This window comes from Phaeodactylibacter xiamenensis, from assembly GCF_000759025.1.
Taxonomy (GTDB): Bacteria; Bacteroidota; Bacteroidia; order Chitinophagales; family Saprospiraceae; genus Phaeodactylibacter; species Phaeodactylibacter xiamenensis.
Genome location: NZ_JPOS01000083.1, coordinates 174,759 through 198,762 on the forward strand (window position 1 = coordinate 174,759; position 24,004 = coordinate 198,762).

The 24,004-nt window shown below is 50.1% G+C and carries 19 protein-coding genes; 6 read left to right on the top strand and 13 right to left on the bottom strand.

Annotated elements, in window-relative coordinates:
- Positions 1-38: 38 nt before the first annotated feature.
- Positions 39-1,598: a T9SS type A sorting domain-containing protein gene (locus tag IX84_RS23610; RefSeq protein ID WP_044226665.1), complete on the bottom strand. Its 1,560-nt coding sequence runs from the start codon at positions 1,596-1,598 to the stop codon at positions 39-41.
- 196 nt (positions 1,599-1,794) lie between these two features.
- Between IX84_RS23610 and IX84_RS31450 the strand changes: the two genes are divergently transcribed.
- From IX84_RS31450 to IX84_RS23625, 3 genes are all read left to right on the top strand, one after another.
- A complete protein-coding gene (locus tag IX84_RS31450) occupies positions 1,795-3,216 on the top strand; it encodes a hypothetical protein (RefSeq protein WP_052516340.1) in 1,422 nt (473 codons plus the stop codon).
- Between the two features lie 18 nt (positions 3,217-3,234).
- Entirely contained in the window at positions 3,235-4,593 is a 1,359-nt protein-coding gene (locus IX84_RS23620) for a T9SS type A sorting domain-containing protein (protein ID WP_044226667.1), read from the top strand.
- 111 nt (positions 4,594-4,704) lie between these two features.
- Positions 4,705-5,997, top strand: a complete 1,293-nt coding sequence (locus IX84_RS23625; RefSeq protein ID WP_044226670.1) for a sterol desaturase family protein — start codon at positions 4,705-4,707, stop codon at positions 5,995-5,997.
- Positions 5,998-6,028: 31 nt separating this feature from the next.
- Here IX84_RS23625 and IX84_RS23630 read toward each other — a convergent pair whose 3' ends face one another.
- Together IX84_RS23630 and IX84_RS23635 are read right to left on the bottom strand one after the other, a co-directional pair.
- A complete protein-coding gene (locus IX84_RS23630) occupies positions 6,029-7,204 on the bottom strand; it encodes a Pycsar system effector family protein (protein WP_052516341.1) in 1,176 nt (391 codons plus the stop codon).
- 68 nt (positions 7,205-7,272) lie between these two features.
- Positions 7,273-8,319, bottom strand: a complete 1,047-nt coding sequence (locus IX84_RS23635; protein ID WP_044226673.1) for a PA0069 family radical SAM protein — start codon at positions 8,317-8,319, stop codon at positions 7,273-7,275.
- A 95-nt stretch (positions 8,320-8,414) separates the two neighbouring features.
- Here IX84_RS23635 and IX84_RS23640 point away from each other — a divergent pair, with 95 nt between their 5' ends.
- Together IX84_RS23640 and IX84_RS23645 are read left to right on the top strand one after the other, a co-directional pair.
- Positions 8,415-8,981, top strand: coding sequence for a Uma2 family endonuclease (locus IX84_RS23640; RefSeq protein WP_044226678.1), 567 nt, complete (start codon positions 8,415-8,417; stop codon positions 8,979-8,981).
- A 12-nt stretch (positions 8,982-8,993) separates the two neighbouring features.
- Positions 8,994-10,136, top strand: coding sequence for a TRAP transporter substrate-binding protein (locus IX84_RS23645; RefSeq protein WP_044226680.1), 1,143 nt, complete (start codon positions 8,994-8,996; stop codon positions 10,134-10,136).
- An 8-nt stretch (positions 10,137-10,144) separates the two neighbouring features.
- Here IX84_RS23645 and IX84_RS23650 read toward each other — a convergent pair whose 3' ends face one another.
- The 10 genes from IX84_RS23650 to IX84_RS23690 all read right to left on the bottom strand — a co-directional run bounded on the left by IX84_RS23650 (position 10,145) and on the right by IX84_RS23690 (position 21,497).
- Positions 10,145-10,903, bottom strand: coding sequence for a DUF481 domain-containing protein (locus IX84_RS23650; protein ID WP_044226683.1), 759 nt, complete (start codon positions 10,901-10,903; stop codon positions 10,145-10,147).
- 6 nt (positions 10,904-10,909) lie between these two features.
- A complete protein-coding gene (locus tag IX84_RS23655) occupies positions 10,910-12,214 on the bottom strand; it encodes a TRAP transporter large permease (RefSeq protein WP_044226686.1) in 1,305 nt (434 codons plus the stop codon).
- Between the two features lie 2 nt (positions 12,215-12,216).
- Positions 12,217-12,759, bottom strand: a complete 543-nt coding sequence (locus IX84_RS23660) for a TRAP transporter small permease subunit (RefSeq protein WP_044226689.1) — start codon at positions 12,757-12,759, stop codon at positions 12,217-12,219.
- 155 nt (positions 12,760-12,914) lie between these two features.
- Positions 12,915-13,982 (bottom strand): T9SS type B sorting domain-containing protein, encoded by a 1,068-nt coding sequence (locus IX84_RS23665; protein WP_160213906.1) that lies wholly within the window; start codon positions 13,980-13,982, stop codon positions 12,915-12,917.
- Between the two features lie 295 nt (positions 13,983-14,277).
- Positions 14,278-15,150: an IS5 family transposase gene (locus IX84_RS23670; protein WP_238578221.1), complete on the bottom strand. Its 873-nt coding sequence runs from the start codon at positions 15,148-15,150 to the stop codon at positions 14,278-14,280.
- 253 nt (positions 15,151-15,403) lie between these two features.
- Positions 15,404-15,547: a T9SS type A sorting domain-containing protein gene (locus IX84_RS34710; RefSeq protein WP_081968912.1), complete on the bottom strand. Its 144-nt coding sequence runs from the start codon at positions 15,545-15,547 to the stop codon at positions 15,404-15,406.
- 127 nt (positions 15,548-15,674) lie between these two features.
- Complete coding sequence (locus IX84_RS33105) at positions 15,675-16,496, bottom strand: glycoside hydrolase family 73 protein (protein WP_052516342.1); 822 nt, start codon at positions 16,494-16,496, stop codon at positions 15,675-15,677.
- An 89-nt stretch (positions 16,497-16,585) separates the two neighbouring features.
- The gene (locus tag IX84_RS23680; protein WP_044226696.1) at positions 16,586-17,476 is read right to left on the bottom strand and encodes a 3-hydroxybutyryl-CoA dehydrogenase; all 891 of its coding nucleotides are present in this window, start codon (positions 17,474-17,476) and stop codon (positions 16,586-16,588) included.
- A 125-nt stretch (positions 17,477-17,601) separates the two neighbouring features.
- The gene (locus IX84_RS33875) at positions 17,602-20,391 is read right to left on the bottom strand and encodes a PKD domain-containing protein (protein ID WP_044226702.1); all 2,790 of its coding nucleotides are present in this window, start codon (positions 20,389-20,391) and stop codon (positions 17,602-17,604) included.
- 14 nt (positions 20,392-20,405) lie between these two features.
- Positions 20,406-21,497 (bottom strand): T9SS type A sorting domain-containing protein, encoded by a 1,092-nt coding sequence (locus IX84_RS23690; protein ID WP_044226705.1) that lies wholly within the window; start codon positions 21,495-21,497, stop codon positions 20,406-20,408.
- 252 nt (positions 21,498-21,749) lie between these two features.
- Between IX84_RS23690 and IX84_RS23695 the strand changes: the two genes are divergently transcribed.
- Positions 21,750-23,975: a gliding motility-associated C-terminal domain-containing protein gene (locus IX84_RS23695; RefSeq protein WP_081968913.1), complete on the top strand. Its 2,226-nt coding sequence runs from the start codon at positions 21,750-21,752 to the stop codon at positions 23,973-23,975.
- The last annotated feature ends 29 nt before the right edge of the window (positions 23,976-24,004 follow it).

Consider the following 24,004-nt stretch of genomic DNA (forward strand, 5'->3'; position numbering starts at 1 on the left):
GTCAAAATGAAAATTTCATCTTCTCAGTTTCTATTTCTTTACCGCTTCACCACCCTCGCTGCATGAACAGCATCCGCCGTAATCAGGTGAAGATGATACACGCCAGCTGGCATAGTACTCAGGTCCAGTTCCTGCCCAGGGTTGTCGTAGCGAGCGATGCGCTGCCCCTGAGCAGTGTAGACCACCACTTCTTTGGCAGTAATATTGCGCAGCTGTAGCATCCCGTTGGTCGGGTTTGGGAATAGCTTGATATTGGCTTGGGATATATCCGTGGCAGAGACCATACATGCCGTTTCTACTTCCTCTTGTGTGGCACAGCCCGTTGCATTGCCACTTATATTAGCTGTATTCGTCTCTACGCCCAGGTAATCACAAATACTCTCTATAGCGCAAATAGATAGCTCCAGGTTTTCTTCAATTCTGAGATCGGCGATTGTTGCCGCATTTAGATTCTCTAATCCTTTTAAACTGATTAGACCATGGTTGTACCAAATAGACAGTTCTCCACCGATTGAGGTGAGCTGTTCTAATCCTGTTAGGTTGGTTAGGCCGTGGTTGAATTCAATATCAAGATATCCACCGATGAAATTTAGTTGGTCTAATCCTGTCAAATTCATTAAGCTATCGTTGTGTCCTATGGTAAAACCTCCATCGATGGATGTGAGCTGTTCCAATCCTGCTAAATTGGTTAAGGCAGGGTTATCGAAAATAACGAGTCTTCCACCAACAGCGTTGAGCTGTTCCAATCCTGCCAAACTTATTAAGTTATGGTTCTTGTAAATGCTAAGTCTGCTGTTAGTGGAAGTGAGTTGGTCCAATCCCATCAAACTCGTTAAACTATTATTGTATTCAATAACAATGTCTCCGCCGATTGAGGTGAGTTGGTCCAATCCCATCAAACTGGTTATGCCTTGATTGAAGCCAATAGAAAGGTTTCCGCCGATAGAGGCAAGCTGGTTCAACCCTTCCAAACTCGAAATACTATGGTTGTTGAATACCCTGAGATTTCCGCCGATGGAGGTGAGTTGTTCCAGTCCTGCAAAACTCGTTAAGCCAGCGTTGAAGCGAATATGAAGTTCTTCGCCGATGGAGGTGAGCTGTTCCAATCCGGTCAAACTCGTTAAGCCAGAGTTATATTTAATTGATAGGTCTCCACCGATTGAGGTGAGCTGACCCAACCCTGCAAAACTCGGTAAGCCAGCGTTGGATTCAATAAAGAGGCTTCCGCCGATGGAGGTGAGCTGTTCCAATCCGGTCAAACTCGTTAAGCCAGAGTGATATTTAATTGATAGGTCTCCACCGATTGAGATGAGGTGTTCCAATCCAGCCAGGCTCGTTATGCTATCGTTGTTTAAGATATCAAGGTTTCCGCCGATGGAAGCAAGATTGCTAAGACCAGAAATGTCGGTTATGTCGATAGGGTCAGACAAGCTGCCAATTAGCATACTTCCCGCTATTTCCGTACAGTCAGGATAGTCAGCCACAAAGGCATCTACCTCCGCCTGTGAGCTGAGGGTGACATCCCCCGGCGGGCATTGCGCATTCAAACCAAAGCCAGCAAAAGCTATAAGCAAAAGGGTTATGTATTTCTTTAACATGGGGCGGAATTTAAAAAGGACTTGTTTTGCCGGGATCGTCCCGGGTTAAGATCGCGCATTATAACATGACCTTCGGTGATCGTCACAAGTTCTTTGAATGTAAAGGTAATTTGGACAAAAAATTCAACTGATTTCGTAACACTTGTTTTAGAGCGTTGATAAAGGACTAAATATATACCAAAAACACTAAAAAACCATGAGAAAACTAATCATCCTGGCTATCCTGTTTGCAGCAGGAAGCACTACTACCCTTTTGAATGCACAGATCATTGGCGATGACCCTGCACTTTTTGCCGCCAAAAACAATGGCTTTCAGCTTGGCGTTGGCAAACTCCCCGTTGTAGACGACGACAGCCTGGGCGCTGTACAGCTACAAGGCTGGGTGACGGGCGGCGATTATTACACCGGTGCTGAAATGCGCGCTTACGTTTCCGGCCCCGTACAGCCCGATGGCTTTGCGGCTGACCTCCGCTTTCAGACGGGCTACCCGCAACTGATGCCGCGTATGTCGGTCACTGCCAATGGAAAGGTGGGCATTGGCACCACTACCCCATCGTTCGACCTGCACACGGTCGGTCATACTCATACTACGGGCGACTTCTTTGGGCGATTGCACGTGGATGACAATGGCTCAATGGACAGTGCACCAGACACTTACGTAGATGAACTTTACCTGGAGCGCCATGCCAGCACCGCATTTAGTGTGCTTCCGGTCACGACGGCAGCCGATGGCGGCCTGCTGACACTGGCCCCCGGAGGTAGCAGTCTCGACCATCAGCTGTTTTTCGCCGAAGAGGGCATTTTCCACCGCAGCTGGCAGGGCGATGCGCCGGACTGGGGTACGGCAAGCTGGTTCAAAATGCTGACCAGCGAAGACATCAGCGGCACGCCTAATCGTCTGGCGAAGTTCACGGGAGAAAGCAGCCTTGGCGACAGTCAGCTCTGGGATGATGGCACACAGGTTGGGCTGGGTACAGATGCCCCTGCTGCGGGTTTCTTTTTGGAAATCGCTGGCCGAACATTGGTCAACGAAGCACTTGATGTCGCCAAGAATGCCATCATACAGCAGGACCTGCAAGTGGGCACCGATGCTTTCGTTGGCGAAGACCTTAGCGTAGCCAGTAATGGAGTCATTGGCGATCAGCTCAAGGTAGGTGGCGTTACTCAAATTGGGGGCGCACTTACCGTAACCGATAATGCAACCGTCACGGGCCACCTGGGCAGCAATACCGCTACGGTCGACCAAACCCTGACCGTGGGCACCACCGCAACCCCGGGCAGCCATCGCCTGTACGTTGGTGGATCCATACTAGCGGAGGAAGTGACCGTCAAGCTGGAAGCCAACTGGCCGGATTATGTATTTAGCAACAGCTACCACCTGCCTGAGCTAAAGGAGGTCGCCGACTTCATCGACCGCCATCGCCACCTCCCCGGCTTTCAGCCCGCTCGGGCGATAGAAGCCAAAGGCGGCTTTGAGATTGGCAGCACACAGCGGCTGCTGGTGGAAAAAGTCGAGGAACTGACCCTCTACGCTATCGCCGCGGATCAGGAGAACAAAGCACTAAAAGCGCAGCTCGAAGCCCTGGAGGCCCGCATTGCACAATTAGAACAACAATAAGCCCAAAAGACCAACGACATGAAACATTTAATCCTTACCACTACCCTATTGCTGCTGGGCGTAGCACTGTTTGGGCAGAATCCTGACTGCCTGACACCCGCTTCGCCCGACTACCTGGAACGGTATCCGGCAGCACAGCGAGCGCCCGCCAATTTATCCTACACGGTAAAAATAGCCGTGCGGGTCATCAACGAGGATAATGGCACCGGAGGCCCCACCCGGCAGGAAGTCCTGGATGAAATTGACCGCCTGGAAGCCTACTATGCGCCCCACGACATCTGCTTTGCGCTGATGGGCATCTACAGTATCAATGATTCCAACTTCGCCAGCCCCACTGATGGATTTGATGGCGATACTGCCGATGACCTCATTGCCGCCTATCCGCCATTAAATGACGTCATCACCATTAATATTTTGCCTGACTACACCTTCTTCCGGGGCACCGCCTACGCCATTCCCAACACCTATACCACCATTTACGCCGGCCGGTTCAACACTCCGCACCTGGCGCACGAAATGGGGCATTGCCTGGGGCTGTACCACACCCATGAAACTGCGTTCGGAGCCGAACTGGTGGACGGCAGCAATTGCGGAGGCGCAGGCGATAAACTTTGTGACACCCCCGCCGATCCCAGCCTGGGAAGCAATGTAGACGATGTGACTTGTACCTTTATCGGCACAGAAACCGATGGGAACGGGGACATTTACAGCCCCGATGTGACCAATACGATGAGTTACGCCCCATTCCAATGCCGGGGGGCTTTCACGCCCATGCAGGAGAAGCGGATGCATAGTATTTTGTCCAGCCCCTTCGCCGTGGCCAACAACATTCTGGTTACCAATGCCAACCTGAATCTGTGCTGCGCAACCGTGCTTTCCGGCTTTGTGCATGAAGCGGCGCTGTCAACTATCACCGCTGCCGATTATGAAGCAACCGGTTTTGCTCAGGTTCAATTCGTAGCCGAGGATGCCGTAATGCTAAAGCCGGGTTTCTCTGCTACTCCGGGCAATTTTGGGCAGTTCCGGGCCCGTATCAACCGCTTCTGCGATGGTGATTTCCCGGCCGGAGTACCGGTCAGCAGCCTCGCATCAGGGGGTACAAACTGGGCACACCACCACCTGAGCAGCAGCTGGAATGAAGCAGTCAGCCCCCCTACCCTTTTCCCCAATCCTACTGCTGCGGCCCTGACCCTAAGGTGGGCTGATCAAGATTTTACGGTGCAGGTCTTTGCGGCTACCGGTCAGTTGGTTTGGGAAAATCAGGCAAAAGCGCACCACCAAACCGAAATTGATGTGAGCGCTCTGCCACCGGGTACTTACTTCTGCCATTTGCACTCTGTGGCAGGCCCGGAAATCGTGAAGTTTAACAAATTATAACCCCAAAAAGTGGTACCTGGCAGACGGCATACAGTCGTTTGCCGGTACTTTTTTTGTAGCGGATTCCATATATTTGCAAATTATAGCGAAATTTCGCCAAACTAAATTAACATGGAATCCTACGCCGCCGTACTGAATTATGCCATCCCGTTTTTTATGGCTCTTCTCCTTTTGGAAGCTGGTATCGCCTGGTGGAAAGGCGAAAAGGTGATCCGAAGTATGGACACCTTATCCAGCCTGAGCTCCGGCCTGACCAATGTGATTAAAGATGTGCTTGGGCTCACCGTTGTGGTGGTGTCCTACGACTGGCTCGCAGGAGAAATCGGGCTGTTTGAAATCAAATCCACTTGGCTCGTTTACGCCCTGGCTTTCATTGGGCTCGATTTTGCCGGCTACTGGGTGCACCGCCTTTCGCATAGTGTCAACTACTTTTGGAACAGGCATATCATCCACCACAGCAGCGAGGAGTTCAACCTGGGCTGTGCTTTGCGGCAGTCGATCTCCGGGTTTGTAGCCATCACGGTCTTTTTCCTGCTGCCGATCGCCATTTTGGGCGTGCCGGGAGAAGTGGTAGCGGTGGTCGCCCCACTCCACTTGTTTGCACAGTATTGGTACCACACTCGCCTGATCGGCAAAATGGGCGTGTTGGAGCACCTTATTGTCACACCCTCTCATCACCGCGTCCACCACGCCATCAACAAGGAATATCTGGATAAGAACCTCTCTCAGATTTTCATCGTCTGGGACAAAATATTTGGCACTTTCCAGGAAGAGCTGGAGGATGTGCCGCCTGTGTACGGTGTCACCCGCCCGGTACGCACCTGGAACCCCATCATTATCAACTTTGTGCACCTTTGGCAGCTCATCAAGGATGCCTGGCGCACCCGGGACTGGAAAGCCAAGTTCACCATTTGGTTCAAACCTACCGGATGGCGCCCGGCTGATGTAAAGGAAAAGTATCCGCTTTCCGGAATTGAAGACCCTTATGCTTACGAAAAGTACGACCCCAAGCTCTCCAAAGCGATGCAGTGGTGGTCCTGGGTGCAGTTCACCGCCGTGTTCTTACTGATGATGTACCTCTTTAATAACCTGGCGGAAATCGGTGCGCAGCAGGCTATTTTGTATGGTTTGTTTCTGGTCCTCTGCATTTTCAGTTACAGCATGCTGATGGACCAAAGCCGCTATGCCTGGGCGGTAGAGCTGGTGAAGTCGGGTATTGGACTCGTCCTGATCTGGACTACCGGAGACTGGTTTGGGCTCAACAGCCTTTCCCCAATAGCGACTTATGCCCTTGCCGCCTATTTTCTGCTAAGTGTTGGCGTGGTGTATTATTTCAATACATCCGAAGGGGGTCAGAAAGCCAAAACCGGACGGCTGCGAACTGACTCCGTTACAACAATTTGAACAGAAGGCAAAAAAGGCTTGCAGTATCAGGTTATTTGAGCAGCAAAGTAAATACGAAGACGAGGAAGCTCAGTACCAGCCCTCCTACAAAAGTCCGGTAGGCGTAAGTGAGCAGGCGGTATTTTTTCTTTAGTACGAGGCCCAGATTGTACAAGTCCCGGGAAAGGTCATCGTACAGAACCTCCTGATCTTCTTTCAGGTCGCGCAGGTAGCCTACAAATTGCTCCTTGGGCAGGCTCAGAAAGTTGCCGAAATACAACAGGCTCACATTATGTTTTTTGACGTCCTCATCGGTAAAATCCTGTCCGGACACCTTTGGTATGGCTGAGAATACGGCGAAGGTAATGACCATCAGTGAGGTGACCATAAGCAGGAGCACGGGAAGGATATACTCCAGGTTTTCCTCAAAATTAGCAGGGCTGATAGAGAAACCCGCTGATCCTGCGGTGATAAGGATAGACAGTACCAAGGTGTTAATACTGATGATCATATTGGCCTTCCCGTCAGCAATAGAGCTCAGGTTGATGTGGTTGCGGAGGGTGACCCGGTAGACGGTGTCAACGCCCCGGCCAAAGTCTTTTCCGGTCTTTTTCCGGACGGTTGTTTTCCGGGCTTTACGGATTTTATCCCTTTGCTCGGCTATATTTTTGTTTTTTCGACTGGCAAAAGCTTCGTGGGCTTCCGGGGTCAGGAATTTCGTATCCAACTGAAGCTCCAGCAAGCGCCTTTCCCACTCGTGGGTGGTGTAGTTCTTACCGGAGATGGCTTCTTCTTCCAGACGGAGTAGTTGCCCGCGCCGTTCAAAGCGTTTCCGGCCCAGGAAGGAATAGTGGGCATCGTGCAGCCATTGTTCCAGTTTGGTACAGGGCTTTTGGCCGGGCATGGTGCTCAGGATCAACTGCTCCACCAACGCGTGGTCGATGACTGCATCGGGGAATGCCTTAAGGAATTGCTTCGCCTGTTCGGCGCTGCGTTGTTCATGCCCTTCTTCGCCCTCTGTGTAGCCCACATCGTGAAACCAGGCTGCAATAATCAGGGCATTGCGCGTTGCTTCTGGCAAATTTGCCTCAGCGGTAAGCTCAGTGGCGATAGCTGCGGTAGCTTTTGCGTGGTTGAAATCGTGAAAGACATAGCGGGGCGGCAGATGTTCCGCTAAATGTTGGTAAACGGCCGTTTCAGCAGCAGCAAGCAATGAGGTTTCGGGCATAGTGGTTTTGTGTTTGCAAAAAAGCCAATGAGCGGCTAATTTCTGGAACGCTTGCCACTCATGCAAGTTCAGAACAGGGACATTTGAGGGTTGCGACCCTGCTCAAACAAATCCAGGTTGTAGTCTGGCTTAACCTTATCGGCAAAGTACCGCTGACGCGCCAATTGAAATTGTTGTTTCACGACCTCCGCGAACTGCCCTTCACCTCTCATACGAGTACCAAAACGGCTGTCGTTCAGTTCGCCCCCGTGCACATCCCGGATGCGATTAAGCACCCGGTCTGCACGGTCAGGCATCGTCTTGCGGATCCAGTCCTCAAAAATGGCAGCGACATCTCCGTTGAGGCGCACCATTGTGTAGGTCATAGAAACCGCGCCCAGGCTACTAACCCTTTGCCCCATCTCCAGAATCTCGTGGTCATTCAACCCGGGAATAATGGGCGCCATCATGACATTCACCGGGATGCCTTTCTCGGCCAGCACTTCGATGGTTTTCAGGCGGGCCTTCACGGATGCGGTCCGGGGCTCGAGCAGGCGCCGCAGCTTTTCGTTTAGCGTGGTCAGGGAAATGGATACCCGCAGCAAGCGGTTTTCTGCCATGGGCTGCAGCAGGTCAAGGTCGCGCAGCACCATACTGTTTTTGGTGATAATGCCTACCGGATGGCGGTACTTCCACAGTACTTTGAGGATTTCCCGGGTGATGCCAAGGGTTTGCTCTGCTGGTTGATAGCAATCCGTATTGCCTGCCAGCATAATGGGTTCGGGCTTCCAGTTTTTCTTTTTCAGCTGTTGTTCCAGCAGTTGGGGCGCGTCTTTTTTATACAGCACCTTTTGTTCGAAGTCCAGCCCGGCACTGTAACCCCAGTAATTGTGGGTGTTGCGGGCGTAGCAGTAAATGCAGCCATGCTCGCAGCCCTGATAGGGGTTCATCGACCAGGCCATGCCGATGTCCGGGCTTTCCACCCGGTTGAGGATGGTTTTGGGGTAAACCGGGATGTACTGCGTCCTGGCATCCGGCTGCAAAGGCTCCAGCCCGTAGTCGTGCTCATGAAAGCGGTTGGCCGGATTGATTTGGGCGCCCCTGCCCTGATTGTATTTTGCGGGTTGACTTGACATTGATTTGTTTTGTGTTTTGTAAAATTAAAACAAAATATACAAAATCAGGTTTCCTCCGTTCTGAAATTTCCACTATCTTGTTTAAAATTTTGGTCATGAGCCTGGCAAGACGATTACAGCCCGTCAGTTTCGAGGAGTACCTGGCTTCACAGCGAGGTGAAGGGCAGCGTTTTGACTTTTGGGATGGGACGCTCATTGAACTAGAAGCTACTACCAAGAACCATAACCGCATCAAGCGGAACCTTATCGCTCAAATCCCTCAGCAAATATTGGAAAGCAAAGGCTGTGAATTGTTTGACGAAAACGTCATGACTCAAATCCAGTCTAAAAAGCGGTATGTTTATCCGGATATCGTACTCACCTGCAATCCTGAAGATCAGGATCCTCTGATTATTGAATTCCCTTGCGTGATCATTGAAATCCTTTCCCAGGGTACCGCACAGTACGACCGGACCGAAAAGTTTTTCCAATATCAGCGTATTCCAAGTGTGGAGCAGTGTGTATTCATTGCCCAACATCAGCTGGCCGTAGAATCTTTCGAACGAGCCCCCAACGGGCAGTGGCTGATGACGCCTCTTGCAACAGCATCTGACGAGCTAATTATCCCCAGGCTTGACCACCGCATTCCACTTCGACAGATTTATCACCGAATCACATTTTAACCCTGGCACGCTATGAAGCTCAACCGTAAAACCTTTTTCAAAGGCTTAGCCCTTGGCACCATTTCCCTCCCTTTTGTGATTAAAGGGCTGGGCGGCGTCAGCCATGCGCAGGAAGAAAGCGATGGCAGCCCCAACATCATCACCGCCAAAAAATACCGCTGGAAGATGGTGACCACCTGGCCGCCTAAGTTCCCGATACTGGGCGAAGCCTGTGAGCTTTTTGCCGACCGCGTACGGCAGTTATCCGGTGGGCGTATGGACATCAGAGTCTACGGTGGCAATGAGCTGGTGCCGGCACTGGAAGCCTTTGACACGGTGCGGGAAGGCGGAGCCGAGTTGGGCTGTGGAGCTGCCTACTATTGGGCGGGCAAAACAGAAGCCGCGCAGTTTTTTGCCTCCGTCCCATTTGGTATGAACGCACAGCAGCTCAATGCGTGGATGGTCAGCGGAGGGCTGGAGCTATGGGAGGAGCTGTACGCGGATTTCAACCTCATCCCTATGCCAGGCGGCAATACCGGTGTGCAGATGGGCGGTTGGTTCAATAAAGAGATCAACAGCGTTGAAGACCTTAAAGGGCTCAAAATGCGTATCCCCGGCCTGGGTGGTAAGGTACTGCAACGGGCGGGCGGCGCACCGGTGCTCATGGCAGGCGGTGAAATCTATACAGGGCTGGAGCGGGGCGTCATCGATGCCACGGAATGGCTGGGCCCCTTCCACGATACCCTAATGGGCTTTCACGAGATCGCCGAATACTACTACAGCCCTGGCTGGCACGAACCTGGCACCATGCTGGAGTTCTTCGTCAACAAGGAGCAAATGGAGCAACTGCCCTCTGACCTGCAGGGCATCATCAAGACCGTAGCGGGCGAGCTTTCCGGCTGGATTCTCAGCCAGATGGAAGCCAATAATGCCGCTGCCCTCGCCAAGCTCCTGGAAAAAGGCATCAACATCCGGCGCTTCCCCGATGAAGTCATTAGTCAGATGCGCACCTACACCGCGGAAGCGATTGACGAAATCACCGCCCGGGACCCCAAGAGCAAAAAAGTGTACGCGTCCTACCGCAGCTTCCAGCAAAAGGCGGCAGATTATGCGGCGATCACGGAGAAGGCTTATTATAACCGGATTCAGGTGGATGCGGGGATTCGGTTGGGGTAGGTTTTCTATCAAAAATTCTTCACCGTAAACCCAAAAGTCAGCAGGCTATCCTCCTGCCGTTGCCCCTCGATCACTATACTCTCGAAGGTGTGCAGAAAGTTGGTCCTAAAGTTTAGGTACTTGGTAAGAGGAATCTCTAACCCCAAATCTACCCTCCAGCGATAGTTATCGCCCCTTTCCAGAGAAGGCTGATAGTAACTCTCATGGCCGACGATCAGCTTCCTTTTGAAGAGATGATATTTGCCCTTGATCCAAATTGTACCCCGAAAAGTGTCGATAGATTGGGTGCCGTTGTAAGCTGCGCGATTGAAGGTGTCGTTATTGAATTCAGTCTGCTCGTATTCGCTGGAGAGCGCTATTTTCAGCCAGTTCCCATCGTTTTTCAGCAACTGAAAAGTAACGCCTCCGCCCAAAAGGGTGCGTACATCAATCTGTCTTCTGAAATTGGTGCTTACAAAGCCCAAAAGAAGTGGGTATATTTTTTTCCTGGGATTGAAATAGAGGAAGTTCAGGCTAAGGATATCTTCATCGGCTTTTTGCTTCCCAAATTCCTGATAAACAAAGGAATTTTGGGTTTTGAACACCCACTTTTCCCACAGCTTATAGCTCAGGTCGGAATTGGCCCTGAAAATGACCGTTTGCACATTCCCGCCCTGGAAAATCCCGCTTAACGATAGACGGGCCTGCAGTTTCAGGGTGTCACTCTCGTCGGTTTGGGCGAAAAGGCAGATGGGCAAAACAAAGAAAATCAGTACCAGTCTTTTCATCTCTGCTTAATCAATCAAAAAGTACACCACCTCCGGGAAAAGAATGACCGTACTGAGAAAGACCAGCTGTATAATCACAAACGGCAGGATACCCCGGTACAGATGCTGGGTTGTCACACCCGGAGGAGCTACTCCTTTTAGGTAAAACAGGGAAAACCCAAACGGGGGCGACAGGAAGGAGGTTTGCAGGTTCAGCCCCAGCAATACGCCAATCCAGATCAAATCAATATCCATCTGCACGAAAATAGGAGCCACTACCGGCACGATGATGAAGATGATTTCAATAAAGTCGATGAAAAAGCCGGCGACGAAGACCACGATCATAACCAGGGCCAGAAACGCCATGGGCGACAGATTGGCTTCTTCGATCAGGCTGACGAGGTAGGTGTCCCCGCCCATTTCCCGAAAGACGAAGGAAAAGACAGTAGCGCCCAGCAAAATCACAAAGACCATGCTTGTCAGGTGGGTCGTTTCCCGCATGACGGACTTTAGGACTTCCAGATTGAATTTGCCCTGACTAATGGTGAGCAGAGTAGCGCCCATTGCCCCTACGGCAGCAGCTTCCGTAGGCGAAGCAATGCCTGCAAAAATGGACCCCAGCACGGCCACGATTAGGAGCATAGGCAGGACAAAAGCCTGCAGCACCTTACGGGTAGCCCCTGAAGCCCAGAAAGCCTCCAGTTCTTCTTTCGGCATACTTGGCGCATACCCCGGGCGCACCCAGGCGGTGATGGCGATGTACACAATATAAACGAGTACAAGCAGCAGCCCCGGGATCAGCGCCGCGGCAAACAGCTGCCCCACAGAAACATTCAGCACGCTGCCCAGGAGCACCAACACAACCGAAGGCGGAATGATCTGCCCGAGGGTTCCGGATGCGGCAATCGTGCCCGTCGCCAGTTCGGTGCGGTAACCGCGCTTCAGCATGGTCGGCAGGCTGATCAGGCCCATGGTGATTACGGTTGCGCCCACAATTCCGGTGGAAGCGGCCAGTAAAGCGCCCACGATCACTACGCTAATCGCCAGCCCGCCCCGGACTTTCCCAAACAGCATCGCCATGGTTTCCAAAAGACTTTCCGCCAGCCCGGATTTCTCCAGCATGATGCCCATATAGATGAAAAGAGGCACCGCCATCAGCACATAATTGCTCACGACGCCCATCATGCGGGGAGACAGTGCAATGAAGCTGCCCGGATCCAGGAAGCAGATAGCGTACAGGATGGAAATCCCCCCGAGCGTAAAGGCTACAGGATATCCGTACAAAATGAGCAGAAAGATGCTGATGAACAGTAATATCGCAAGGATGGCCATGGCTATTCGGTTTCAGAGGTGCTGGAATGGGAAGGGGCTTTACCTTTAAAGATCAACCAGTTGTCGATGATACTCGCGAGCCCCTGCAGGAAGAGCAATACCATGCCCGCTGTTATCGCATATTTGATGATGTACCGGGCTGGCAGCCCTCCGGGATCGGGCGACCCCTCTCCTATTTTGTAGGCAATGGTGGCATACTCAAAGGAAACGTAAATCAAGATAGCTGTCCAGGGAATCAGGAATATTAGGCCTCCGATGAGATTGACCAGCGCTTTGTCTTTAGCCGAAAACTTAGCGTAGAACAGATCCACCCTGACATGCCGGTCGTGCCGGAAAGCATACCCGGCCCCCAGCAAAAAGATAAGCCCGAACAGGTGCCATTCCAGTTCCATAATCCAGGCTTGGGTTTCATTAAATAAATAACGGACGACTACATCGAAACAGACCAGCAGCATAAGCAGCGTAGTCAGCCATGCTGCCGCTCTGCCCACCTGCTCATTCAGGGTGTGGATAGCCTGGGCAACTTTCCGGAGCGTAGATATCATCAGCCAGGGTTTTGTTGATTTTTCTTGCTTTGATTGCTGACGAAAGATAATCAATGCCGAACGCTACCCGTAAGGTTTGCCAAAAAAAATTGACAGCAGGTCAGAAATCCAGGTTTGGCTGGTTAGGAATAGTCAGATTTGTTGGTAAGTAAACACTATCTAAAAATGTGTACTTCACCACTGATGGTTTTATGGTTAACCGTGCCATTCCGGATGTATTCGTATTCAAAAAACCAAGCATACACACCCGGATCAAGCGCTTTGCCTTTGAAAGTGCCGTCCCAAATGATGCTTTGTATGTCTGACGATTTATTGGAATAGACAAGGCCTCCCCAACGGTCAAAAACCTCAAAGCGAATAGCTTGATATGGAAAATCACAACTAACATAGCATTGCAGAACATCATTATTGCCATCGCCATTTGGCGAGAAAGCAGTCGGTACATATACATTGCAGCCACAGATTTCAGTGGTTACTTCGAATGAATGATTAAAAACGCCACAATTATTTTGAATCTCAACCGTATATGTCCCATCCTCAACGATTGAAATCTGATTGCTGCCTGAGCCATCTGACCATAAATAAGTGCCTGGCAGCGGTATGCTCAAGTCAAGTTCTTCGCCTTCGCAAAGCAAGGTGTCAGCTGGCAGCAAGCTTAACTGCTTGTCATTTTCTAAAACCACAACCGTATCGCTAAATACACAATTGCCCAGGGTCGCATTCACAATGTACCGGCCTTCCTGATTGATGGTCAAAATGCTATCGGCCGCACCTGTATTCCATGAGTACGTTGCGTCCAAAAATGATTTCCCGATGGTTCGCGATTCGCCCTTGCATAAAACCAGTGTATCTGGCAACGGGTCAAAATCATACACGCCTACATCATCTACATAGTAATAGGAGCCGGTTACACCAAAGCATCCCTCACTTTGCGTATTAGCACTGGTTTTGAAACTGCCGATAATCGCGTATTGCTCCGTTCCGGTAGCCGTATAGCAGCCACTGATTTCCATCCAGTTGAGGGTATCGTTTAATATTTTCCCTGCCGGATTTTGAACAGCTGGAGTAAAGGGCGGTACTTGCTCAGCTCCTCCTATTACCGCTTCACGGTACAGGGTGTCCGAAAACGCTAACCCCATTGCATCGGAATGGCAGGGTTGAGAACTGGTACAGTTACGAGAAGACACAAAAAACCTTATAAAGTATTTTTCTCCTTTTGTCAATTTTCCTTTCAATTTTACTCCTAAATATTCAGTAGTACGAGGTACAGTTAGAAAATTTACAAAGCCTGCATATCCACTTCCTGTTCGGGGGTATTGATAACAATTGAAAGAATTAAGCGGGACACCAAAAACTCCAGCATTACTACCTGCACAATTATTATATATATCGGGACTTGACATTGCGTTAATCCATCCTGGACATAGAATTAATTGACCATCAATAATCGGTAAGGGGCAACTCGTTAAATTCTCAAAACTTGGATTAGTGATTCGATTAATTTGACCATGAAGTTGTCTAAAAATGATTTGTATGGAGTTTAGTTTTTCTCAACAAAATGATTGAAAAGGCTAGGAAATGAGCACTCATCCAATTTCTAGCAGATGTCTCGTACCGGACTAAAAGAGATTTGAAGCCATCAATCCAAGCGTTGGTCCGCTCAACAGCAAACCTTTCCTTATACAACTCAGGGTCTACAAGGTATTCATAATCAGTGTTTTTTGCATTCCTTTTGTTGATGTCTATGTTGGCAAGGATTTCCAGCCCATCACAGTACTCTCTAAAGCTCCTGCTGTCAAAACCAGCATCTGCATTCATTACCAAACCTCTTGGGTCGATATCGGCCTGCTCTAAAATTTCGCAGATATTTTTGAATGCCTTGTTAATTTCATAGAGGTCATGATGATTACCTGATACGGGTTTTGACATCGCTAACGGGATTCCGTTGGAGTCAGTCAAAAACAGCATGTTTGTTGTTTTTGCAGATTTCCGGCTTTGATACCCCACTGCCTCACCACCCATTCTAGCTCGGGTCTGGCTACCGTCTAAAGCTACGGTGGACATATCCAAGGCAGCTTTATTTGCTTTCAATAATGCCGTCCATAAGCGATGCCAAGAACCATCTTTAGCCCATTTATTGTAATGATAAAACACTGTTTTATAGGATTTTATGGCAAATCCAAAAAACTGGCGCAGGGGTAACTCTCGCCATTGTGTACCTGTTTTTAGGCGGTATATTATTGCTTTGACCATTTTCCAAAGCTTAACTTTTGGCTTGCGCCCTAGATTTGTTGTGCTCAAATAGGGCATCAAATTGTGTGTGATGAATTTCTTGGTTAATTTTACGTACATAGTTGCGAAAGGAGTTTGGAAAAGTTTAGAGATTTCCAAATATCTCCTTTTGCAACTTTTTGTGCAAACCATCTCGATTTCACCACGATTCTTTTTTAGACAACTTCCATATGATAAATTCTCAGTAGAAAAGAATATGAATAGTAATAGTAATAGACTGTATGGATTTACTGGTGCACACATATCCCTAAGAAAATCACTGAACACATCTCCAAATAAAACAATTTTATTCATAGCAATAAAATATAGCGGATATACCTGAATAAACAGATATATCCACCAATGAAAAAAACTATTTTACTACTGAAAGTTTGGTTGTTAGCAACCTCTTTCCGTCCTCCCAGATGCTTACTATATAAAGCCCATTAGTAAGGTCTGAGACATCAAAGCCTGATGACCCTAAATGCTCAAACGATTTTACTATTCGGCCATTCATATCCGAATGCGTTTGTTGGTGTCAATAGCCGTTTCGGTCTATATGAATAACCGAATTATTTGGTTGCTTATTATGTGCTTAACAATCTAACATCTGTGGCTTAATGCATCTGGCACTGAGAAGACTGCTACGCCCCCAGCCGGTCAAACCGAGTCAAGTCCAACTTCTCAATAATGCGGATGAGCTTATCGGCATAAGCCTTGTCAGTGGCGTAGCCTGCCTTTTTAAGCCCTCGCGCCCAGCCTTTATAATCGGAAATGCGCAGCCGGTGGAGGTGTTGGTACCGTTCGCCGTTGAGCAGTTCAGAATGTGCCCGGAAGCTCTCTTTAGCATCCCCAAACACTCGGAACATATCGTAGATGTCATCATCTGAGTAATTGCGGCAGGTACAGCCCCGGCATTTACTTTTGCACTTGATGCCAAAGTGATTGTTGGACTCCCTGGCCAGCAGGCTTTCTCCGGCGTTGGATTCCAGCAGCCCCTGCGCGAGGGTAATGCTTGCCGGGACTCCATAGTCTTCCATTTCACTGATCGCCAGCATTTTGTACTGCTCCAGATAAGCCTCTACTTTAGCATTGACGGCTTCCTTGACCTCCGGACGCACGTGGTGGCGCTCGGCGTAGTTGTCATTCAGCACGAAGGTGAGGTTTGGGAAATCCTCCGGTTGACGGGTATCCCACTTGATTTGTGAGACATTTTGTTGGGTATTGGTGCGCTTTTCAGCTTTATAATTGGCGGGCAGCGCCTGCCCAAACGATGGCACGAGGCCCTGTTCCGCAACCGCAACCGGCTGCTCGATGCTGTTCAGGTTAAACTGAATGCTAATGTTTTTAAAAAACAGAATGTATATCCCCAGGCCCAAGAGGACGCCGTTGAACCAGTTGCGGTGAAGGGCGTCCGCCAGAGCTTGAAGGGACAGGGTGTTTTGGTGGGTACTTTTGCTTTCCATGTCTTGCCCCTTTTTGTTTCAAAAATGTGTACAAACACAAATGTAAAACAAAAAATATTTAAAAACAAGACTACAAAACAAATTGATTGCTATTTTTTGAATGCGTCCGCCACGATCAGTTCTTTGGTACCGTGACCATAGGTGTAAAAGCCTTCACCCGACTTCGCGCCCAGCTTGCCGGCCGTCACCATATTGACCAGCAACGGGCAGGGAGCGTATTTCGGATTACCGAAGCCTTCAAACAGGACATTCAGGATGGACAAACACACGTCCAACCCGATAAAGTCCGCCAGTTGCAGCGGCCCCATAGGATGCGCCATGCCGAGCTTCATGACCGTATCGATTTCCTCCACGCCGGCCACGCCTTCGTGCAGGGAGATAATCGCTTCATTGATCATTGGCATCAAAATCCGGTTGGCGACAAAGCCTGGGTAATCATTAACCTCTACGGGTACTTTCCCAAGCTTGCGGGACAAGTCCATGACGGTCTTAGTGGTCTCATCTGAAGTGGCGTAGCCGCGAATGACCTCTACCAGTTTCATGACCGGCACGGGGTTCATGAAGTGCATGCCGATGACTTGCGCCGGGCGTGTGGTTGCTGCCGCGATTTTGGTGATGGAGATGGAAGAAGTATTCGTGGCCAGGATGGCAGACTTCGGTGCAGCCTCGTCCAGATCCTTGAAGATTTTCAGCTTGAGGTCTACCCGCTCGGTGGCGGCTTCAACGACCAGATCAGCTTCGGCCACACCGGCTTTCAGGTCCGTTTGTTTGGTCAGGTTGCCAAGCGTTTTCTGCTTCACCTCCTCGGTGATCCGCTCTTTTTTGAGCATGCGGTCGAGGTTCTTCGTGACAGTGGCGAGGGCTTTGTCGAGCGCTTCCTCAGATATGTCGATCAGGTTGACGGAATAGCCATTCATGGCGAAAACGTGGGCGATGCCGTTGCCCATAGTGCCGGCGCCGATTACTGCGATATTTTTCATGGATTTGGTTTTAGACTATGTTAGGATTTTCGGGGGGCAAAGATACAAAAAAGCCTGCACGGACTGAACCGTGCAGGCGGGTTTTAAATGATTGGAGTACGGGTGAAATTCTTACAACAGTCGGTTTATTGCTTAATCAGGCGAAGGGTTTCGGTGCCCTGCTCGCCACGCACCTGCAGCATCAGCATCCCGGCGGGCACGTCCGACAGGTCGAGATCGATCTGCTGCCGGCCGGCGTTCCAGTTGTATTGCTGCTGCCAGAGGGCCTGCCCGTTCAGGTTGAGCAGGCGCAGTTCATAGGCGCCTCCCTGCTGAAGGTCGAGGTCAAGCGTGGCTTGTTCGCGGGCGGGGTTCGGATAGGCCTTGATCTGGCCCAGTGGTTGTTCATAGTTGTCGTCCGTGTCGACTGCCATCAGGAAGGAAGGCTGCCCGGTAAAGCCATTGATGACCGGATTGATGGTCACGGTAAAGGTAGAAACACAGCCATCCGGTGTCGTCATCGTCAGCGAGATTTCGTAGTTGCCTGGTGCGGTATAGGTGTGCACGGGCATGGCTTCCGTACTTGTATTGCCATCGCCAAAATCCCACTGATAGTCTGCCCCGAAATCGGAAGACAGGTTCAGAAAGGCGTAGGTCAGGCTATCGGTCTTGAATGGCAGGAAAAGTGCGAGGCAGTCTTCATCATAGAGGATATCGAAGTCGGTCAGGATAATCATGCTCATGCTGCTCATGCAATCGCCGCTGGTAATGGTCAGCGTGACCAGGTAAAGCCCGGGTGCAGCATAAGTGTGGGTCGGATCCTGCTCCGTGCTGCTATTGCCATCCCCAAAGCTCCAGAACCAGGAATCTGTGTCATTGCCCATGGACATATCCATGAAGGTAAAGGACAACAGGTCGTCTGCATCCTGCTCGAAGGAGAACATCGCCTGGCATTCCGGGCCATTGCCTGCGCCACCGCCACTACCAAGGAATATCGGGTGCACAATAGTGCTGGTGCAGCCTTCGCTAGTTGTGATGGTCAGGGAAACTTCCACCATACCTGTTTCCGCATAAGTATGTACCGGGTTTTGCGCCGTGCTGCTGTTGCCATCACCAAAGTCCCAGAACCATTCGGTTACAGTATCATTGAATACAAAGGAAAAATCTGAAAACTGCACCTGTCCGGGCACATCTGTCTCGGATACCTCAAAATAGGCTTCACAGTAGGCGCCTCCACCGTCACAGGGCGCATACTCATCCGGGCCAAAGCCTTCGCATTCGGCATAACAGTCGTTTTGGAAGATAATTTCAACGCCATTTGGAAGGGTTACACATACCGGATCGTAGACCTGATAACAGTTGCAGTCGCTGGGGTCGTCGCACTCAAAGAACACAGATGAATCATAGCCTTCGCATTCCGCAAAGCAGGCATTAGGGAAGGTGAGAATCTGCCCGGAAGGCGTCGCCACACAAACCGGGTCGAAGACATCATCGCAGCCACAGGGCGCGTCGATATCGCAGTCCACAAACTGATCGGGGCCGAAGCCCTCGCATTCCGCGTAGCAAGGGTTCTGGAAGGTCAGGGTGTCGCCATTCTCAACCACACAGACCGGATCGAAAATAGCCGGGCAATAGCAATTGTCATCCCCTTCGCAGTCGACAAAGTCAGCTGCAGTAAAGCCTTCGCACTCTGCCACACAGGCATTGGGGAATTCGAAGATCAGCCCCGGGAAAAGCTCCACACAAACCGGCTCAAAAACCAGCGGGCAGTCGCAATCGTCAAAGTTGCAATCGTCGTAAATTTCATCCGGCCCATAGCCGGAGCAAATGGCCACGCAGGCACTTGGCATCGTGATGATCACGCCAGCTTCGTTGATCACGCAAACCGGGTCGAAGACATCATCACAGTTGCAAGGGCCACCGTTGTCCCCCACATATACGGGTTGGGAATAGGAGCTGACACAGCCGCTTTCTGTGACGATGGTGAGATTGACATCAAACGACCCTGTCTCTGAAAAAGTGTAGCTGGGATTGGCTTCCGTTGAGGTGCCGCCATCCGGGAACGTCCAGTTGTAGCCCATGATACTGTCCCCAAAAGTGAAAGAAAAACTCGTAAAATCCAGGGTCAGGCTATCCGCGCCTTGTTCGTAGGTAAAGAAGGCTTCGCAAAGGTCAAAGCCGTTGTCGCTGCAATCCACGATATCATCGGCGCTATACCCTGCGCATTCGGCATAGCAGAGGGTTTCAAAAAGCTCCACAATACCAGGCGCCACCTCAATGCACACCGGGTCGTACTCATTCCAGTCGCAGTCACAGGGCACGAAATCTTCAACATAGACCGGGTTGGTGAAGATAGCGGTACAGGTATCAGCAGTGATGGTCAATGAAACATCATACACTCCCGTAGCAGCATAAGTGTGCAGGGGGGAAGCTTCGTTGCTCGTGTTGCCATCCCCAAAATCCCAAAACCAGGATTCCACAGGCGTGGCGGTGCTCGATAGGTCATAAAACTGCACTTCGTAGGGGTCAGCATTGATCTGCTCCATGAAGAAGAAGGCTTCGCAGTGCTCCGGTGGTGGAGGTGGGTTAATATCGCCACAGACGATCAGGTTTACTCCCGTTGCCGAAGGGGCACTCTCCTGCAGCGTTACCGTTTCCGTAAGGAATACGCCCGTACAGAAATCGATGGTACTCACAGTGGCCGTTAGCGTGGGCATACTACTGAAATCGTGGTCGAAGGTAAACGTGTAGCTTCCATCCGCTTCAGTAATGGCAAACAGGTACTCATCAAGGGAGGGCAGCAGCAATTCCACCTCAAATCCAGGCACCGGGTCCTGATCGGTCCCAAATAGCAGGCTGCCGGAAACGCTGAGCTCCGTAGCATAGCTATTGAAGAAGCTACAGAACGCTAATAATAAAACAGTCAGGTTTTTCATAAAGTCGGGTGATTTTATTGAATGATGTACAATAGTTTTTCGCTTAGCAGCCCATCGCTTTGCTGCACGCGCACCAGGTAGTAACCGGTTGGCCAGCTGCCGGGCACAGCCATTTCAAAGGTGGGCGTCAGGGGTTCCTGCTCGTAGAGCGGTTGCCCCAGCATATTGAAGACACCAACGCGCGCTATGCCTTTGGGGGCTTCCACCAATACCCGTCCGTTGCGCACAGGATTGGGGAGGAGGCGCATATCGGCTGTTTCCTCCGTCAGGGTTTGGGTGACCAAGTAGTTGGGGTTGTATACGGTCAGCATCAGGCTGTCAGTCACGACCGGTTGCAGTTCCAGGCTGTCGTTGACGAGCATGACTTCCTTGATTTCCAGGAGTATCTTGGCACTATCGGCCTGCATAAAGGTGATGAGATCATCCTCTATGACGATGGACAAAACCCCTACCCTTCCTTCTGCTGCGGTGGGGTTGACCCCGTAGCGCGTAGAAGCTGTCTTCAGCCGGTCCGTCTGACTCGTGCTGATGGTTTGGAAGCGGAAGGATTCCGAGGTGCCGCCCAGCCATTCCTCATCGTAGCTGAGCGAGATGCTTTGGATGTAGTTCTTGTTGAAAGCGATCTCAAATGCCAGCCCGTTCACCTCGGTGGGCAGGTTGGGGTAGTCCAAATCCAGGGCGATATTGACGATGGATCCCGCAGTTAGCGGAGGGTTCAGCAAATCAGGCGTAAAGGCAAGCGCAGCATCCATGCCCGGTACAGCGGCAGGGAAAACAACCGGGACCGGTGTGGAGTGGCTTTGCCCGAAATTGGTCACCACCGCCAGCATATCCGAGAGGTTGACCTGCCCGTTGCCATTGGCATCCGCATGTGCATAGCCCACACCGTTGGGGAAGCTTTGCATCCAGTTGATGGAGATGGGCATTTCCTCAAAAATAGTCCCCGTTTCGATACGCGCCGGACCCGCACTGCCATAGGCATAACCGGTGTACAGCACATCCGCCTGATCGACTTTGCCGCTGTTGTTGGCATCGCCCGGGTAAACCTGCGCCTGCAGGCCCGAAACGAAAATCCAGAAAGTTGCTATCCAAAATATCTTCCGCATGGGTGATTGCTTTTTCTCACATTACAAAAGTAAGGGGAAGGTGATGGGGGTACAACTACATTTTTTTATATTTGTACGTGCATAAATCCAAAGCCAATCAAAATAAAAATACTGGTTATCAGTGTTTTATCATATATTTAGATTTTGAAAAATATTAAGACCTGAGTTTTCCTGCCCTGATTTGTCGGCTTTTTGTCCTTTTGCTTTCTTCAAGGATGTATGGCTTGGGGCACTAGATAAAATGACTATAGTATGAACACCTCACCGGTTAGGCTTACGCTGATATTGTTTTTTTGCTCTTTACTCCCGGCAATAATGGGTGGGCAGGAAAACTGGATCAAGGTTTTGGGCTCTGAAGGAAAGCAGCATCATCTTAACACTCTGATTGCAAATAAAAATAACAACATCCTGGTTGCAGGCAGTCGATGGAGCAACGATGACCCTCAGCCCTTTATCACCTGCATTAATCCTCAGGGACAGCACCTCTGGACAAAAGTGCCGGATATTAAGGGGCATATTTGGGAAGTAACCGAACTGGACAACGGAGACCTGGCTGCATTGTACAGCATTTATGACAATTTAGCCAATAGCTATTCGGATTATCACCTTATGAGGCTTAGTAGTGATGGTACGCCTCAGTGGTCCATCAGAATAATGGAGTACACGGTTGCCCCTCCGGATATCATTGCAATTGATGACGATGTAATACTATTGCATGCTTCAACGAATGCATTCGATCAATACCTGGTAAGGTTAGATTCATCCGGGCAGACCGTTTGGTCAAAATGCATTAAAAATGATTTGGCTACCCGGGGGAGTAATTTAGTACGCACTGACGATGGAGGCATGGTATTTCAGTATTTTGCCCTTGGCGGTAAGGATGTGATTATTAAGATCAATGGAGACGGCGTTCTGCAATGGGTGAGAAATGCCCCTTCGGCCAGTTTGGCTCCTTACCTGGAATATGCCGATGGAGACCTTTTGTACGGGGGGGGCTCAATGGACAGTCAAACTGCTGCCACTTGCTTTGTCAGGAGCAAACCCGATGGTACCATTGTTTGGTCCCGAATAATTGATGCCCCTTACGATCTCGGCTATCTGGCCAATCCCATTCTTCTTGAAGACGGTTCAGTTTTGGTCAGCATTGAAAATACGGAGAACTTCAAAGGCGGCCTTTTAAAAATCGACGCGCTCGGAAATGCAGCGTGGATAAAAATGTTTTTTGATTTTTCTACCCGGCACTTCAATCACCTTGCCAAGACAGACGATCAGTCCATATTCTTGCTCCAAAACCAGCTATTTACGCCAGTCTCGCCAATTATTCGTACCAATGCATTCGGAGAGCTTGAAGAATGCAGGTTTGAATCTCTTTGCTATTCGACTCAGGAGTGCCCTATTACTTTTGAGGACGCTGCAATTGAGCTGGTTGATACCATCATCACTTTTCCTCCTTTTTCTCCTATCTCATTTGTTGAGGATACTGCAACATTGGTCGACTTCTGCCCGGAGTGCCCATTCCCAAGTTCTTTCTTCGAAGCACCTGATACCCTTTGCGTAGGCAATTGTTTTCAGCCGGAAATCCCCTGCAATGCCGGAGCCTCGGGCTATGCATGGTTTATGAGCGGCACTTCGCCTGATTCCTCTTTTTTTCCTGTTCTTGATGATTTATGTTATGAATCGACAGGTACCTACACCATAAGCCGTATCATCAACACCAATACATGTCCGGACACTTTTTCCAGAACTATTGTTGTGATTGATACCCCAAATTATGGAGTGCCGAAAGACACCACCCTTTGCGATCCTCCGCCATTCGTGTTAGATGTTTCGCATCCTCGTGCAGTCAATTACCTTTGGGAAAACGGAAGCACCTCAGCCGGGCGGGAAATCCTTAGCGGTGGCAACTACCGCCTTTCCATTACGGACCGCTTTTGCGGCGAGCAGGCGATTGATATTGAGGTTAGCTTCTTTGATGAAATTCACGCTGAACCTCCCCTTTATCTTGGAGAAGACACTACAATCTGCCTGCAATCTCCCCTGACCTTGAATGCCCTCCACCTGGAGGCTGCTCAATGGTTGTGGCAGGATGGAGCAACGGAACCTGTTAGAAGTGTACAGACAGCAGGCACCTATATTGTCTCTGCTCAGGTTCAGGATTGCTTAGTATCGGATACTATTAATATTGTAGTGGAAGATTGCGCCGCTAAAATTTATTTCCCAACGGCATTTAGCCCAAATGGCGATGGTATCAACGACTACTTTTTCCCACAGGGGGACGGGTTCGAGCTCATTATTATGAGGGTATTTGATCGTTGGGGAGGTATGGTCTTTGAGGGAAACAGGAATCATTCAATCTGGGATGGGCAAATGAACGGACAGTCGGCAACTTCTGGCCTATATACCTATGTAACCCAATTTCGGGAGCTGGCAAGCGGGCATACGGTAGCCCGGCAAGGCCATGTTCTACTCCTTCGGTAAAAACAACTGAGGATTCTCTAAAAAACAAG

Coding starts and splice junctions, on each gene's coding strand:
- IX84_RS23610 (WP_044226665.1), bottom strand. CDS start 1,598: ATGTTAAAGAAATACATAACCCTTTTGCTTATAGCTTTTGCTGGCTTT.
- IX84_RS31450 (WP_052516340.1), top strand. CDS start 1,795: ATGAGAAAACTAATCATCCTGGCTATCCTGTTTGCAGCAGGAAGCACT.
- IX84_RS23620 (WP_044226667.1), top strand. CDS start 3,235: ATGAAACATTTAATCCTTACCACTACCCTATTGCTGCTGGGCGTAGCA.
- IX84_RS23625 (WP_044226670.1), top strand. CDS start 4,705: ATGGAATCCTACGCCGCCGTACTGAATTATGCCATCCCGTTTTTTATG.
- IX84_RS23630 (WP_052516341.1), bottom strand. CDS start 7,204: ATGCCCGAAACCTCATTGCTTGCTGCTGCTGAAACGGCCGTTTACCAA.
- IX84_RS23635 (WP_044226673.1), bottom strand. CDS start 8,319: ATGTCAAGTCAACCCGCAAAATACAATCAGGGCAGGGGCGCCCAAATC.
- IX84_RS23640 (WP_044226678.1), top strand. CDS start 8,415: ATGAGCCTGGCAAGACGATTACAGCCCGTCAGTTTCGAGGAGTACCTG.
- IX84_RS23645 (WP_044226680.1), top strand. CDS start 8,994: ATGAAGCTCAACCGTAAAACCTTTTTCAAAGGCTTAGCCCTTGGCACC.
- IX84_RS23650 (WP_044226683.1), bottom strand. CDS start 10,903: ATGAAAAGACTGGTACTGATTTTCTTTGTTTTGCCCATCTGCCTTTTC.
- IX84_RS23655 (WP_044226686.1), bottom strand. CDS start 12,214: ATGGCCATCCTTGCGATATTACTGTTCATCAGCATCTTTCTGCTCATT.
- IX84_RS23660 (WP_044226689.1), bottom strand. CDS start 12,759: ATGATATCTACGCTCCGGAAAGTTGCCCAGGCTATCCACACCCTGAAT.
- IX84_RS34710 (WP_081968912.1), bottom strand. CDS start 15,547: ATGAATGGCCGAATAGTAAAATCGTTTGAGCATTTAGGGTCATCAGGC.
- IX84_RS33105 (WP_052516342.1), bottom strand. CDS start 16,496: ATGGAAAGCAAAAGTACCCACCAAAACACCCTGTCCCTTCAAGCTCTG.
- IX84_RS23680 (WP_044226696.1), bottom strand. CDS start 17,476: ATGAAAAATATCGCAGTAATCGGCGCCGGCACTATGGGCAACGGCATC.
- IX84_RS33875 (WP_044226702.1), bottom strand. CDS start 20,391: ATGAAAAACCTGACTGTTTTATTATTAGCGTTCTGTAGCTTCTTCAAT.
- IX84_RS23690 (WP_044226705.1), bottom strand. CDS start 21,497: ATGCGGAAGATATTTTGGATAGCAACTTTCTGGATTTTCGTTTCGGGC.
- IX84_RS23695 (WP_081968913.1), top strand. CDS start 21,750: ATGAACACCTCACCGGTTAGGCTTACGCTGATATTGTTTTTTTGCTCT.